Below are 13,694 nucleotides of genomic sequence, written 5' to 3' on the forward strand. Positions count from 1 at the left end.
GCCGAACCGGGCGCCGAAGCGCCCGGTTCACGACGACGGGACGAACCAGCCCCAGGAGCGCACCGAACAACTCGGGCCCACCGTGCTACGGCCGGAGTCGTCAGACGCCCCTAGCGGCGGGGTGCGTCCTCGTCCGCCTCGTCGTCCTTGGAGGCGTAGGAGGAGTAGTACGAGTCGTACTCGTCGTACTCCTCGTCGTCAGAAGGAGCCGTCCCACTACCGATCTCGCGTTGCAGCGCATCGAGATCCATCGTGGGGGAGCTGTACTTGAGCTCGCGGGCCACCTTCGTCTGCTTGGCCTTGGCTCGTCCGCGCCCCATGGCTGGTCCCCCTTACAACAGGGAAGGGGCGGCCGGATGTCTCGGCGGCCCCATTCATGTCATCAATATCCTGGGGTCCACCGTACATTGCTGACCCGCCACCGTGCGACGTGGCATCGATGGTGTGACCCGGAACCGCCCCGCGCCTGGAATCATCCCGTCCATGCCGGAGCCGTTCCTGTCGTACCTGCGGGTCTACGAACCCCTCCGGGCGTTCGACGGCCCCACCGGCGCGCCGGTCCGCGACGCCCTCCGCCGCGGCCCCCTCGCCGCCGGTGACGCCGGTACCCGCGACCGCGACCGCTGCCTCCGCGTGGGACTCGGCTCCGGGCAGCTGCCCACCGACGCCGTCGACGTCCTCGTCACGACATCGGAGACGGGCGACACGCTCGTCTGCCCGCTCGACACCCGCCCCCGGGCCGCCGCGGCGCTGCTCGCCTTCCTCACCGAGGAACCGCCCGTGCTGCGCGCCGCCGTCCTGGGCGGCCCCGAGTCCGTCGCCCGTCGCGACGCCGAGGCCGCGCTCGCCGAGATCGGCGCCGGCGCCGCCCACGTCGTCTCGTCCGCCTGGACCGTCCCGCTGCCCTGGTTCTCCCTCGTCGACCCCGACGCGCGCCGGCTGACCCTCCACGGCACCCGGCGCGTGCACTGGCAGGTCCCCATCGGCACCGCGCTCGCCCGGGCAGAACGCGCCGAGAAGATCGTCCACTCCGGCATCGGCGACGACGGTCCCGCCGAGGTCCTCGCCGAAACCGCGAGCTGGCTGGCCCGCTTCGACCGCACGTCGGTCGTCGAGCTCGACTACGGCGGCCTCGTCACGTTCGTCGACGACGACGCCCTGCGCGCCGACACCTCCGCCGAGCTCGTCCAGGACGCCCTGCAAGCCCTCCAGGACGGCGACGCAGACGTCGCGCAGGCCTGCTACGAGGAGCTGCGCGACTTCTGGGGCGCCGTCGCCGCACACCGCGGCAACGGCTGACGCCCGAGCCCGCTCAGCCCCGCAGACCCGACTGGGCCGCCCGCCCCGGCGGCGGCGTGGACTCCTCCGGCGGCATCGAGTCCGGGTCGATCCGCGCAGGCGCGGCACGCTCGTCGACACCCGCGACCAGCTCCGCGTCGACCGGGACCGACCGCTTCACCAACGCCAGCGCCACCGCGCCCAGCTCGTGGTGCAACGTCACCGTGCCGACACGGCCGACCGCGCGCCCGTCCTTGAACACCGCGTCACCGGGCCGCGGCAGCTCCTCGTCGCCCGCGTCGAGGTGCAGCAGCACCAGCTTGCGCGGCGGCCTGCCCATGTTCGCGACGCGCGCCACCGTCTCCTGACCCCGGTAGCAGCCCTTGGTCAGGTGCACGGCAGCGCCGATCCAGCCCACCTCGTGCGGGATCGTCCGCTCGTCGGTGTCGACGCGCAGCCGCGGCCGCAACGCCTCCACCCGCAACGCCTCGAACGCCATCGCCCCCGCCGCGCGGGCACCCGCCGCGGTCAGCCGCGCGAACCAGGCCTCACGCTCGGCGCGCGGCACGACGACATCGGCTGCGTCCTTGCCCGGCCACGGCATGCGCCGCACGAACCCGCCACCGGGCAGCGCCGCCGCACCCGACGGAACGCCGGGGACCGGGACGCCGGCCGCGGCCAGCACGGCGGCCGTGTCGGGCCCGACCACGCTCAGCACGGCGAGCTCCGCCGTCGCGTCCCGCGGCTCGACCTTCGACCAGAAGACCATCTTCGTCAGGTAGTCGAGCAGCTCGGCGGAGTCGCCCGGGTCCGTGTCGAGCCACACCACGTCGTCGACGTGCGCGACGTTCATGTGGTGCAGCACCCGGCCGTTGAGGTCCAGGACGAGCGCCTCGGTGGCCGTGCCCTCCGGCAGCTCGCTCACGTGCTGGGTGAGCAGCAGGTGCAGCCAGCTCAGCCGGTCCTCGCCCGGCACCGCGATCACCTCGCGATGCCCCCGGTCGACGACGGCCGCGCCCCGGGCCATCGCCCGCTGCTCGGCCAACGGGTCGCCGCGGTGGGCCGGGACCGCCTCGTCGGGATCGGCCGGTGCCCCCTGCCCGGTGGTGTCGACGTCCGTCTGCGGCTCCGTCACCGCGCGCTCCCCTCGGTGTGGTCGTGCGTGTGGTGCTGGTGGCTCGCCGCGGCCTCACCGGCCTCCGGCGAGGCGTCCGCGTCCTCCGTGCAGTCGGCGCACCGGCCCGACAGGGCGACGTGCGTCGCGTCCAACGTGAACCCGGACTCCTCGCGCAACCGTTCCGCCAGCGCGTCCATCAGGTCCGTCGGCGCCTCCGCGACCGTCCCGCACAGATGACACACCAGATGGACGTGCTGGTGGTCCTCCTCGGAATAGGTCGGGGCGCCGTGCCCCAGATGTGTGTGGCGGACGAGCCCGATGCGCTCCAACAGCTCCAGCGTGCGGTAGATCGTCGTGATGTTGACGGCCGGCGCGGTCTGCTGGACACGCGTGCAGATCTGCTCCGGCGTCGCGTGGCCCAGCTCGCGGACCGCGTCGACGACGAGCTGACGCTGAGGTGTCATGCGCAGGCCACGCCGGTGCAGCGTCTGCCGCAGCGAGGTGTCCACGACCAGATCGTAGGCGAACCACACCCCGCCCTGCCCGTGCCCGAAACCGCCCACGCACGACGCCACGACGGCGGCCGGGATCACACCGACCGGCTGATCTCTGCTCCGACAGGGTGAACGTGGTGCCTCGCTGACGGTAGGCTCGGCGGTCTGGACGCCCGGGTCAGGAGGTAACGCGATGTCGGCCGACGCCGGCGACCGGTCCCCCGGTGCCACGCACTTCGACGTCGTCTTCCGCGGCTACTCGCGCCGCCAGGTCGACGACCACATCCAGCGGCTGCACCGGGTCCTGGCCCGGATGCGCGCGGACCTCGACGCCGCCCACGCCACCCGCCCCGTGAACGCCCCCCCGCCGCGGCCCGGGCCCTCGCCGGCGCCGCGCCCGGTCGACCCCATCGACGGCATGTCCGACCGGATGCAGTCCATCCTCGCCCACGCCGAGCAGGAGGCCGAGGAGATCCGCGGCCGCGCCCGTCGCGAGGTCGACGAGCTCACGCGCCGGCGCGACGCACTGGCCCGCGACGTGGCCCGGATGCGCAGCGAGCTCGACGCGGGCCGCCCGGGCGCCGCTCCCGCCGCAGCCCAGCCCGCCGCAGCCCAGCCCGCCGCGTCCCAGCCTGCCGGGTCCATGCCGACGATCGTCTCCGCCCCACCCGTTCCCGCAGGTCCCACGGCCGCCCCGGGTCCGGCACCTGCGAAGCCGCCGGCGGCGGGTGGTGCGCCCACGCCTCCTGGCACGCCGCAACGTCCCGCGGCGGCCGGGGGACGTCCTACAGCCCCCGGCCCGGCCCAGCCCGGGGCGGCCCGCGGCGGGTCGTCGCAGCCCGGGTCGTCGCAGCCCGGGGCTGCGCTCGCGGGCGCTCCGAAGCCCGCAGCTCCGTCCGGCCCGACGTCTGCAGCGGATGCGATGCAGAAGCCTGCGATGCAGAAGCCTGCGATGCAGAACCCCTCGGCGCAGAACCCCTCGGCGCAGAACCCCTCGGCGCAGAACCCCTCGGCGCAGAACCCCTCGGCCCAGAAGCCTGCGATGCGGAAGCCCCCGGCCCAGAAGCCTGCGACGCAGAACCCCTCGGCGCAGACGCCCCTGGCGGCGGCCGGTGGCCAGAAGCCCCCGGCGGCCGGGGCGGCCGGGCCACCCGCGAAGCCGCCTGCGGCGAAGCCTGCCGGGCCGCCGCAGCCGCCCGAGCAGAAGCCGGCTGGGTCGCGTCCGGTGTCGTCGGGACCGGCCGCCCCCGGGTCGTGGGGCTACTCGCCCCCGCCCGCCGCGCGGACCCCGGGCGGCCCGAAGCCCCCGGCGGTCGCGTCCGGCTCGGCCCCGACGGTGCAGCAGAAGGCGCCGTCCCAGAAACCCCCCGCCCAGAAACCGCCCGCCCAGAAACCCCCGGCCCAGGAGCCGCTGTCGCGGGCCCAGAAGCCGGCGCAAGGTCAGAAGTCGTCGCAGGCCGGCGCACCGAAGGGCTCGCAGGAGGGCGCCGGACCGCAGAAGAGCGCCCATCCGTCGCCCGCCGACATGCCGGCCGCGCGGGTCGGTCAGGGACGGCAGAGCGCCGGGGACGGCGCCACGGTGTCGATGCGCCCCAACGGCGACACAGGCCAGCCGGGCGACCTCTTCCGGCCCGCGTCGGAGAAGGTCGCTCGCCCGGCCGCGCCGACCACCCGGACGCCCACAGGCGCCGCGCAGTCCGCGCCGAAGGCCGCCGACACCACTCGGGACAAGGGCGCCGGCACCACCGGATCGGCTGAATCCCGGAAGGTCGCCGGGGGCGCCGCGTCGTCGTCCGGCACGAACGGCAGCGGGTCCGTGAGCTCCGGAAAACCGGCGGGGAACGGCGCCGGGAAGTCTGCGTCGTCGTCGACGAACGGGACGAAGGACGCGGACAACCGCACGTCACAGGGGCCGTCGTCGGCCGGACGCGGCTCCGAGGGTGGCCGCGACGGCAAGGGTGGCGGTGCGTCGTCGGACGAGGCGAAGGACGCGAAGGGCAGCCGGTCGGACCGCTCGACGTCGGGGTCACGCTCCGGGTGACAACGGTTGCGCTCGGTGATGTGACCTCGCGTACCGTGCGCGCCCATGGTGTCGCCGTTCTCGGCCGAAGCTCTTGCGCCACTGGGTGTGCCCATCGGCTGGCTGGTGGTCGCGGGTGTTGTGCTCGTCGTCGCGGTCGTGTGCGTCGTGGTGGTGCTGCGTCGGCGGCGCCGGCGGATCGCGGAGGGGACCACCGCTGCGCTGACCGCGCCCGCCGAGGAGCCGGTGCCGGGCGAACCGGTCGTCCCCGGGGAGCCGGCGCGCACGCTCGGTGAGCCTGTGACCGCCGGCTCCGAGGCCGGGGCTGCGCCGGAGGAGGCCGCGACGCCGGAAGAGCCTGCGATGGTCTCCGGGAACGTCTCGGTGGCGCCGTCGGTGACGACGGTCGGTGATCTCGCGGCGTTGCGTGGGGGCCGGCCGGTCGTCGTGAGGAGCGAGGGGCGTGACCCCGATACGACGCCGCTGCCCGTCAGCTCCGACATCCTGTTGCAGCGGGCGTCGGCTCGGCGGGCATCGACGTCGGTGGGGGTCCGGGTGCCCGACCGCGGCGTGGCGGCGACGGCTGCCGCGGAGGAGCCTGCCGACGACACGAACGTCGCGGCGCCGTGGCTGCGCGTCGACCTGACGCTCGCCGACGACGCCGCCGCCGGCCCCGAGGCCGGACGGTCGACCACCGGGGACGCGACGGTGTCCGCCGGGGACGGGCCCGGCGCCGGTGCCCCCGGCGCCGGGCCCCACGGGCGTCAGGGCGAGCCCCGACCTGTTGCGGCGCAGCCGGAGAGCACGGCGGGCGCCGTGTTGCGCGCGGTTCCGTCGCCGGCCCCCGACGCCGCTGACGAGCCTGCCGGTGCCGGGCGCACGCTGGCCGACGCCGTCGCGAACGCGCTGGCGAACCGGGCGGCGGCCGACCGGACGCGCCGCCCGCAGCCGGGGGGCGGGACGCCTGCCGATGCCGGTCCCGACAGTGCCGGTCCTGACAGGGCTGGTCCCGACAGGGCCGCGCCCGACGGTGTCGCCCGCGACCGGCTCCTCGCGGTCCTGCTCGAGGACCCGGACCGCGCTGTCGGGGCCACGGTCGAGCTGGACCGGGTGCGCGGTCAGCTCGACCGGCTTGTCGAGGCGGTCCGGCACGAGCAGGATGCGCTGGCGGGGCTGGTCGAGAGGTTGGCGTCGGCAGGTCTCGACGACGCGCAGATCGCCCGCCTGGCCGGTATCCCGGTGGGCGAGGTGGCGACGCTGCGGGCCGCGGAGAGCTGAAGCCCACCCGGGGGTCGTGAGTGGCGATAGTCGCCATGGCGACTATCGCCACTCACAGGAGCTAGCCCGCGATGCGGTGCAGCAGTGCCGAGAGGTGCGGCTGCATGGGCTGGCCCATCATGGCGCGTTCGTCGACGTAGGCGAGGTCGCCGCCCTCGACGAGGCCGTAGAGCCGGTGGGAGCCGGTGACCTCCTTGGCCGTCGCGGTGCGGGCGACGGCGTCGGTCTCGATCTCCCACGACGTCAGCGTGCGGGCCTTGCCGTAGAAGATCTCGAGGACCCCGGTGGCGTGCGCGATCAGCACCTCGAGGGTGCCGTCGGGCTGGGGGCGCCAGAAACCGGTCTCGCGGGCGGCCTGCCGGATGACCTTGCCGTCCTCGTCGAGGAGCCAGGCGCGGGCCTCGTAGCTGACGAAGGGCCGGCCGTCGTGGGCGAAGACGAGCTGCTGGCCGTAGTGGTACGGGCCGTCGATCGTCGGGTAGACGACCTCGCCGGTGCCGCGCCACACCCCGATGAGCGGGAGCAGGCCGAGGCAGGCCTCGTTGAGGTCGGGACCCTCGCGGAGGTTGGCGGTGTCGTCGGGGACCGGCAGGTCCTCCCAGCGCGGCCGGTTGCGCTGCGGCGAGTCGGGCGCGGCGTGGGCGGGGCCCTGGATCGTCGTGCTCAGCTCGGGCTCGGCGGATTCCGAGGGGGGGTCGGAGGGGGAGCTCACTGTGCCTCGTCGTGGTGGGGGGTGGTGGTGAACAGCCTGCGCAGCAGGAGGCCGGTGTAACCGGCGATCCCCACGCTGACCGCGATCAACAGTCCGGTGAACATCCAGTGCACGGCCGCGGAGCATAGTCGCGTGCGCAGCCCGCTACGCCGAACGCCGCCCCGGACGCGAGGTCCGGAGCGGCGTTCGGGGTACTGCGTGGTGCGTGTCAGGCGACCGCGACCTGCGTCTGGTGCAGGCCGGGCCCGTCGGCGGTCAGGACCGCCTCGCCGTTGCCGGAGCGCGACAGCGCGCGGACGGTCCAGGTGCCGGGCGCGGCGAAGAACCGGAAGTCGCCCGACGCCGAGGACACGACCTCGGCGGTGAACTCGCCGGTGCCGTCGAGCAGCCGGACGAACGCGCCACCGACGGGCGAACCCTCGGCGACGACACGGCCGGCGAGGACGGTCTGCTTCTCCAGGTCGGTACCCGGGGGCAGCGCGACGGCCTGGTCAGGTGCGCCGCACATCAGTTGCCCGCCCCGAGCTCGATCGGCACACCGACGAGCGAGCCGTACTCGACCCAGCTGCCGTCGTAGTTCTTGACGTCGGAGTGCCCGAGCAGCTCGCGCAGCACGAACCAGGTGTGGGAGCTGCGCTCGCCGATGCGGCAGTAGGCGATGACGGCCTTGCCGCCGTCGAGGCCGGCCTCGCCGTAGAGGGCGGTGAGCTCCTCGTCGGACTTGAAGGTGCCGTCCTCGTTGGCCGCCTTGCTCCACGGCACGTTGATGGCGCCCTTGACGTGGCCGCGGCGCTGCGACACCTCCTGCGGGAGGTGCGCGGGGGCGAAGATCTTGCCGGAGTACTCGTCGGGCGAGCGCACGTCGACGAGGTTCTTCACGCCGATGGAGGCGACGACCTCGTCGCGGAACGCGCGGATCGACAGGTCGGCGTCCTTGGCGGTGTAGGTGGTGGCCGGACGCTCGGCGACCTCGGTGGTGAGGGTGCGGCCGTCGAGCTCCCACTTCTTGCGGCCGCCGTCGATGAGCTTGACGTTCTGGTGGCCGTAGAGCTTGAACTCCCAGTACGCGTAGGCGGCGAACCAGTTGTTGTTGCCGCCGTAGAGGACGACGGTGTCGTCGTTGGAGATGCCCTTGGCCGACAGCACGGCCGCGAAGTCCTCCTTGCTCAGGACGTCGCGGCGCACGGGGTCGGTCAGCTCGGTGGTCCAGCTGAACTTGACGGCGCCGGGGATGTGGCCCCCGTCGTAGGCCGTGGTGTCCTCGTCGACCTCGACGAAGACGACGCCCTCGGCGCCGAGGTTCTTCTCGGCCCAGTCCGTCGTGACCAGGACGTCCTCGCGGCTCATGCGGTCGCTCCTTCTGCGGTGTGCGGGTTGCGGGTCCGAAGCCGGGCCCGGGTGCGGGAGATCAGGGTGTACATCTCGCAGCCGAGGCAGAAGCCGAAGGCCGCGTTGAGGAATGCCGCCGCGAGCGCGAACGCGGTGGCGACGATCCCGAGGGTCGTCGCGCCCGTGAGGTAGCCGATCGCGGCGACGGTGGCGAACAGGAAGCCCACGAGCTGGGAGAACCGCACGGGTGCGGCGTCCTCCCGTTCGGTGGGTGGGCCGAGGCGACGTGCGAGCAGCGCCCGGTAGAGCAGTGAGTAGGGCGCGTAGCGCATGCCGGCGAACGCCCCGAGGGCGAACACGACAGCCTGCGCCCCGGCCGTCCAGCCGCTGCCCGTGAGCAGCACGACCACGAGCACGACCGTAGTGAGGGCCGCAGCGAAGCGGACGCCCCGCGGGTCGAGCGTGGGTTCGCCCGGGGCGGGACCGGGTTCCGCCGGGGGCGCGGCGGAACCATCCGGTGTGGACATGGCTTCTCCTGGATACGAACGGATCGAGGTTCGTGCCCGGCGCGCACGCGTGCCCGTGTGTCGGACGGGTGGACGGTGGTGGGCCGGCGTCAGGAGGCGCGACACAGGCAGCTGCCGACGCGGCACAGATCGACTGCGCGGCGTTTGGTCAGCGGCCAGTTCACGGTGCCGAGGGTAGCCGAGGATCCCGCAAAGCGGGAATCCCAGGCCCGAGGGCCGGGATCCATGGTGTGCGTCACGTTCCCAGGGACGGGGTGATCGCGTCGACGAGATCGGGTCGGCGCGGCACCCCGGACACCCGCAGCAGCTCGGTGCCGGACCGGTCGAACGCGACGGTCGTCGGTGTGCGCATGATGCCCAGCTCGGCGGCCACCTCGGGCCGGTCGGAGACGTCGACCTCGATGTGCACGAGGCCGGGTGTGGTGGCGCTCAGCTCGTCGAGGAGCGCGGCCGTCCGGCGGCACGGGGCGCACACCGGGGACGACACCTGGAGCAGCAGGACGCGGTCGTCGGCGGCGGGGTCGTGGCCGGACAGCGACCATCCTGCGGCGGCTGTCGGGGCCGCGGATGTCCGGACACGTCCGGAACGGGCCCGCATCACGAGCCCGGCCACGGTCGCGACGACGAGCACGCCGACGACCACCCACAACCCGGTGGTGTTCACGTGCGGCCCCAACATCGGTGACGCGGCAGGCATTCCGCCGTGGCTCGCGCCGCGCTCACTGCGCGAGCGGGGACGCTCCGCCGATCGTCATGTTCTCGATCGTGCCGCTGATCTCGATCGTGCCGTCGCGGGGGCGCAGCAGCCGGGGGGTCACCTCGAACGGCAGCGTGCCGGGGCTGATACGCATGGTGAAGCGCTCGTTCAGCGACGCGACGAGCGCGGCGGGCAGCGGGACACGGTCGCCGTGGCCGTCGTCGATGCGGAAGTCGTGCGGCACGATCAGGATGTCGCGCCCGTCGAGCAGGAACGACGCGATGACCGAGACCTCCTTCTCGCCGAGGACCGGGACGTCGATGGTGCCGACGACCCGGGCCGACGAGTCGAGGTCGACCCCGAGCAGCGACGACGGCGCGCCCTCGTCGACCAGGTCGGTGAGGGTGGTGCGGTCGATGTTGTCGATGCGCATCCTGGTGACGCCGGGCATGAGCCGCTGCAGGTCGTCGGCGTCGATTCGGACGGTCCCGTCGGCCTCGGCCACCGTGAACGTCTTCGGGCCCGAGCCGAGCAGCATCGACAGCGGGGCGCCGACGTCGCGCAGCTGGGCGCGGACCTCGACCTCGCGCAGCGGGCCGACCGACAGGTGCGTCGCGGTGACGTCGATGCTGCGGTATTCGCCCGAGATCGCCTGGGTGAGGAACGGAAACCCGTTGATGCGGACGTCGGGGTCGTCGGTGAGGGCGAGCTGCGTGCGCATCTGCCGCGAGACCGCGGACTCGGCGAGGGCGGCCGTGCCGTAGTCGAGGGCGAGCAGCACGCCGACCAGCACGACCAGCGCGACGAGCAGGCGTTTCACTCCGACCTCCGACACGGGCGAACCAACCCGTCGACGGTAGTGGGCGTGCCCGACACGGCCCCTGCCGACCCCGTCCGGAGGGTGGGGGAGGCCCGTGAGGTGCGCCGCGATCCTCGGACACCGCGCAACTGAACCGATATGGTCCGAGCGTTCCGCGTGGGGCCCGACCGGGTCGCGCGGAGGCGGGCACCGGGCGGACCGGCTCCTGTCGCCGCGGGTCGAGCGCCGTGCGTGACATGCCGGTCGGCCTGGTCGCGCCCCCGGCGGAGAGGAGCCGGCGGTGGAACTCCTGCTGCTCACTGCGGACCCTGATCCGGGGTCTGTCCTGCCCGCGTTGACGCTGTTGCCCCACGGGGTGCGCACGGCCGCCCCCGAGGTGGCCGCCCTGCTCGACGCGGGTCCCCACGACGCTGTGCTGGTCGATGCCCGCACCGATCTCGTCGCCGCGCGCAGCCTGTGCCGGTTGCTGGGCAGCACGGGGACCGATGTCCCCGTCGTCGCGATCCTCACCGAGGGCGGGTTGGTCGCCGTGTCCTCGGAGTGGGCCGTCGACGAGATCCTGCTGCCCGGCGCGGGCCCGGCGGAGGTCGACGCCCGGCTGCGGCTGCTGCGGGCCCGTCCCGGTGGCGACGCCACGACCACGGGTGGCGCCCTCGTCCTGGGCGAGCTGGTGATCGACGAGGCGACGTACTCGGCGCGGCTGCGCGGTCGCCTGCTCGAGCTCACGTACAAGGAGTTCGAGCTGTTGAAGTACCTCGCGCAGCACGCGGGCCGGGTGTTCACCCGCGCCCAGCTGTTGCAGGAGGTGTGGGGCTACGACTTCTTCGGCGGCACCCGCACCGTCGACGTGCACGTGCGGCGGTTGCGCGCGAAGCTCGGCACCGAGCACGAGCAGATGATCGGCACGGTCCGCAACGTCGGCTACAAGTTCGTGCGGCCCGCGCGCGGTGCGATGGGTGTGGCGGTGGGTGGCCTCGAGGAGCAGGCCGACGACGACGAGGAGGGCCACCGGGCCCCCGAGCCGGTGTCTCACCACGGTTGACCGTCGTGACGCCCGCGTAGGGTTCGGGGCATGACCGGAGCTGCGTCACCGTCCACGTCGGACCGCATCGGCGACGAGGACGCCGTGGCGGTCCGGGCCCTCGCCGACGCGGCCGCGGAGGGCGACGGGATCGCCCCGCTGTCGGAGCAGATCCTGATCAACCTGCGGCACGGCGGCACCGGGATCGTGCACGTCGTGGCCCGGGCCGAGGGGGCGGTCGCCGGCTACGCGCAGCTCGACACGTCGGGCGCGGACGCGGCGTCGGCGGAGCTCGTCGTCGACCCGCGGTTTCGCAGGCAGGGGATCGGCCGGGCGCTGGTCGACCAGGTCGTCGCCCGGGCGGGCGGCCCGGTCGAGGTGTGGGCGCACGGCGAGCACCCGGGCGCGGCCCGGCTGGCCGCCACGCACGACATGACGAAGGTCCGGGAGCTGTGGCAGATGCGCCGCGAGCTGAGCGAGCCGCTGCCCGCCGCGGAGTTCCCCGACGGGGTGCTGCTGCGCGCGTACGAGCCCGGCCGCGACGAGGCGGAGTTCCTGCGCGTCAACAATGCGGCGTTCGACTGGCATCCCGAGCAGGGCGGCTGGACGCACGAGCAGGTCGCCCAGCGGGAGGCGGAGCCGTGGTTCGACCCGGCCGGGTTCCTGCTCGCCGTCGAGGGGGACCGGCTGCTGGGCTATCACTGGACGAAGGTCCACCCGGCCGGCCCGGAGGGCCCCGCGATCGGGGAGGTCTACGTCCTGGGGGTGGACCCGGCGGCGCAGGGCAGGCGCCTCGGCGGGGCGCTGACGATCGCCGGGCTCGAGCACCTGCGGGCGCAGGGTCTCGACGACGTGATGCTCTACGTGGAGTCCGACAACGACGCCGCCGTGGCCGTCTACCGCCGCCTCGGTTTCACCCCGTGGCGCATCCACTCGATGTATCGGGCCTGATCGTCGTTCACCGTGACGCAACCCCGATCCGGGGGTGTCGACGCAGGTCGACGCGTCGTCATGACCACGATCGGGTAGTGATCCCGGGCACGCCCCGTGAGGTGTTCATTCCTCGTTCATCTGATCAGGGTCGGCCGGCCACCCGGCCTGCCTAGCGTCCTCCGCGAACGGCCGCCCCGAGCCGTACGAATGTGATCCAAGCGGAGGAAATTCAGTGAAGCTCCAGCGCCACGGGCTCGTGGTCGCACTGGCGGCGGCGGGCGCGATCCTGCTGGCCGCATGTGGCAGCGACCCCAACGCCGGCGGCTCGGGTGCCGGCGCGACGTCGTCGGCGAACTCGCCGGCCGTCGACTGCAACGGCAAGGCCGGTCTGACGGCCGAGGGCTCGTCGGCCCAGAAGAACGCGATGGACGTGTTCGCGCAGGCCTACCAGGCCAAGTGCGCGAACAGCAAGATCGCCTACAACCCGACGGGCTCCGGCGCGGGTGTCAAGCAGTTCACCGCCGGCCTCGTCGACTTCGGCGGCTCCGACTCGGCCCTCGGTTCGGCCGAGAGCGGCCCGGCCGCGACCCGCTGCCAGAACAACCCGGCGTGGAACCTGCCGCTGGTGTTCGGCCCCGTCGCGATCGCCTACAAGGTCGCCGGCGCCGACTCGCTCACCCTCGACGGCGAGACCGCCGCCAAGATCTTCAACGGCCGGATCACGACCTGGAACGACCCGGCAATCGCTGCGCTGAACAGCGGCGTCACCCTGCCGGCCGCGCCCATCAACGTCGTCTTCCGTTCCGACGACTCGGGCACCACCGACAACTTCCAGAAGTACCTGAAGGCCTCCTCGAAGGGCGCCTGGACCCAGGACGCCGGCAAGAAGTTCACCGGTGGCGTCGGCTCCGGCGCGCAGGGCTCCGCGGGTGTCGCGCAGGCCATCGCCGCGACCGAGGGCTCCATCGGCTACGTCGAGCTGTCGTTCGCGCAGGACAACGAGCTGGGCATAGCCAAGATCGACAGTGGCGCGGGCGCGGTCGAGCTGACCGACGCCAACGTCGGCAAGGCGATCGCCGGCGTCACGGTCACCGGCCAGGGCAACGACCTGGTCCTCGACCTGACCAAGACCTACGCCGAGCCCCCGGCCGGTTCGTACCCGCTGTTCCTGGCGACCTACGAGATCGTCTGCTCGAAGGGTTACGACGCCGCCACCGCGACCGCCGTCAAGTCCTTCCTGACGGTTGCCGCCACCGATGGCCAGGCCAACCTCTCCGCCGCCGGCTACGCGCCGCTGCCGGCCGAGTTCCAGCAGAAGCTGCTGACCGCAATCCAGGCCATCGCCTGACATCTGCCTTCGGGCACGATCACGGAGACCGAGACGCCATGAGCGAGCGCGAGCGAGCGATCGATCTGTACAGCGCGTGCGCGCAGCGCCGCCCGAGCTCCGGCGAGGGCGTGCGTTGAG

16 protein-coding genes are annotated in these 13,694 nt (G+C 73.5%); 6 read left to right on the top strand and 10 right to left on the bottom strand.

Annotated features, from left to right (window positions below; translation table 11 throughout):
• Positions 1 to 110 precede the first annotated feature (110 nt).
• The gene (locus PSU4_RS13810) at positions 111 to 320 is read right to left on the bottom strand and encodes a DUF3073 domain-containing protein (RefSeq protein WP_147107593.1); all 210 of its coding nucleotides are present in this window, start codon (positions 318 to 320) and stop codon (positions 111 to 113) included.
• A 163-nt stretch (positions 321 to 483) separates the two neighbouring features.
• Between PSU4_RS13810 and PSU4_RS13815 the strand changes: the two genes are divergently transcribed.
• Positions 484 to 1,299, top strand: coding sequence for a DUF8083 family protein (locus tag PSU4_RS13815; RefSeq protein WP_147107596.1), 816 nt, complete (start codon positions 484 to 486; stop codon positions 1,297 to 1,299).
• A 13-nt stretch (positions 1,300 to 1,312) separates the two neighbouring features.
• Here PSU4_RS13815 and ygfZ read toward each other — a convergent pair whose 3' ends face one another.
• Positions 1,313 to 2,413 (bottom strand): CAF17-like 4Fe-4S cluster assembly/insertion protein YgfZ, encoded by a 1,101-nt coding sequence (ygfZ, locus tag PSU4_RS13820; protein ID WP_147107599.1) that lies wholly within the window; start codon positions 2,411 to 2,413, stop codon positions 1,313 to 1,315.
• Entirely contained in the window at positions 2,410 to 2,859 is a 450-nt protein-coding gene (locus tag PSU4_RS13825; RefSeq protein ID WP_147107704.1) for a Fur family transcriptional regulator, read from the bottom strand. The genes ygfZ and PSU4_RS13825 overlap by 4 nt, the downstream gene beginning before the upstream one ends.
• Before the next feature lie 223 nt (positions 2,860 to 3,082).
• Here PSU4_RS13825 and PSU4_RS13830 point away from each other — a divergent pair, with 223 nt between their 5' ends.
• Complete coding sequence (locus PSU4_RS13830) at positions 3,083 to 4,930, top strand: hypothetical protein (RefSeq protein ID WP_147107602.1); 1,848 nt, start codon at positions 3,083 to 3,085, stop codon at positions 4,928 to 4,930.
• Positions 4,931 to 4,975: 45 nt separating this feature from the next.
• Positions 4,976 to 6,187 carry a hypothetical protein gene (locus PSU4_RS13835; RefSeq protein ID WP_147107606.1) on the top strand — a complete coding sequence of 404 codons (1,212 nt, stop codon included), beginning with the start codon at positions 4,976 to 4,978 and terminating at the stop codon, positions 6,185 to 6,187.
• A gap of 61 nt (positions 6,188 to 6,248) precedes the next feature.
• Here the strand turns inward: PSU4_RS13835 and PSU4_RS13840 are convergent, their stop codons facing one another.
• The 7 genes from PSU4_RS13840 to PSU4_RS13865 all read right to left on the bottom strand — a co-directional run bounded on the left by PSU4_RS13840 (position 6,249) and on the right by PSU4_RS13865 (position 10,272).
• Complete coding sequence (locus tag PSU4_RS13840) at positions 6,249 to 6,854, bottom strand: heme-binding beta-barrel domain-containing protein (protein ID WP_147107706.1); 606 nt, start codon at positions 6,852 to 6,854, stop codon at positions 6,249 to 6,251.
• Positions 6,855 to 7,107: 253 nt separating this feature from the next.
• Positions 7,108 to 7,407 carry a DUF1416 domain-containing protein gene (locus PSU4_RS13845; protein WP_147107609.1) on the bottom strand — a complete coding sequence of 100 codons (300 nt, stop codon included), beginning with the start codon at positions 7,405 to 7,407 and terminating at the stop codon, positions 7,108 to 7,110.
• Positions 7,407 to 8,246, bottom strand: a complete 840-nt coding sequence (locus PSU4_RS13850; protein ID WP_147107613.1) for a sulfurtransferase — start codon at positions 8,244 to 8,246, stop codon at positions 7,407 to 7,409. The genes PSU4_RS13845 and PSU4_RS13850 overlap by 1 nt, the downstream gene beginning before the upstream one ends.
• Positions 8,243 to 8,755, bottom strand: coding sequence for a DUF4395 domain-containing protein (locus tag PSU4_RS13855; RefSeq protein WP_147107616.1), 513 nt, complete (start codon positions 8,753 to 8,755; stop codon positions 8,243 to 8,245). Before PSU4_RS13855 ends, PSU4_RS13850 begins: the two co-directional genes overlap by 4 nt.
• Positions 8,756 to 8,844: 89 nt before the next feature.
• Entirely contained in the window at positions 8,845 to 8,982 is a 138-nt protein-coding gene (locus PSU4_RS33015; RefSeq protein WP_373866054.1) for an Ms5788A family Cys-rich leader peptide, read from the bottom strand.
• Positions 8,983 to 8,990: 8 nt separating this feature from the next.
• Entirely contained in the window at positions 8,991 to 9,419 is a 429-nt protein-coding gene (locus PSU4_RS13860) for a thioredoxin family protein (RefSeq protein WP_186816933.1), read from the bottom strand.
• A gap of 55 nt (positions 9,420 to 9,474) precedes the next feature.
• Entirely contained in the window at positions 9,475 to 10,272 is a 798-nt protein-coding gene (locus tag PSU4_RS13865; protein ID WP_147107622.1) for an LmeA family phospholipid-binding protein, read from the bottom strand.
• 280 nt (positions 10,273 to 10,552) lie between these two features.
• Here PSU4_RS13865 and PSU4_RS13870 point away from each other — a divergent pair, with 280 nt between their 5' ends.
• From PSU4_RS13870 to pstS, 3 genes are all read left to right on the top strand, one after another.
• A complete protein-coding gene (locus PSU4_RS13870) occupies positions 10,553 to 11,314 on the top strand; it encodes a winged helix-turn-helix transcriptional regulator (RefSeq protein ID WP_147107630.1) in 762 nt (253 codons plus the stop codon).
• A 30-nt stretch (positions 11,315 to 11,344) separates the two neighbouring features.
• Positions 11,345 to 12,244 (top strand): mycothiol synthase, encoded by a 900-nt coding sequence (gene mshD, locus PSU4_RS13875; RefSeq protein ID WP_147107633.1) that lies wholly within the window; start codon positions 11,345 to 11,347, stop codon positions 12,242 to 12,244.
• Positions 12,245 to 12,458: 214 nt separating this feature from the next.
• Positions 12,459 to 13,574, top strand: a complete 1,116-nt coding sequence (gene pstS, locus PSU4_RS13880; RefSeq protein WP_147107636.1) for a phosphate ABC transporter substrate-binding protein PstS — start codon at positions 12,459 to 12,461, stop codon at positions 13,572 to 13,574.
• Positions 13,575 to 13,694: the final 120 nt, after the last annotated feature.

Source organism: Pseudonocardia sulfidoxydans NBRC 16205 (genome assembly GCF_007989085.1).
In the GTDB taxonomy this organism is placed as follows: domain Bacteria; phylum Actinomycetota; class Actinomycetes; order Mycobacteriales; family Pseudonocardiaceae; genus Pseudonocardia; species Pseudonocardia sulfidoxydans.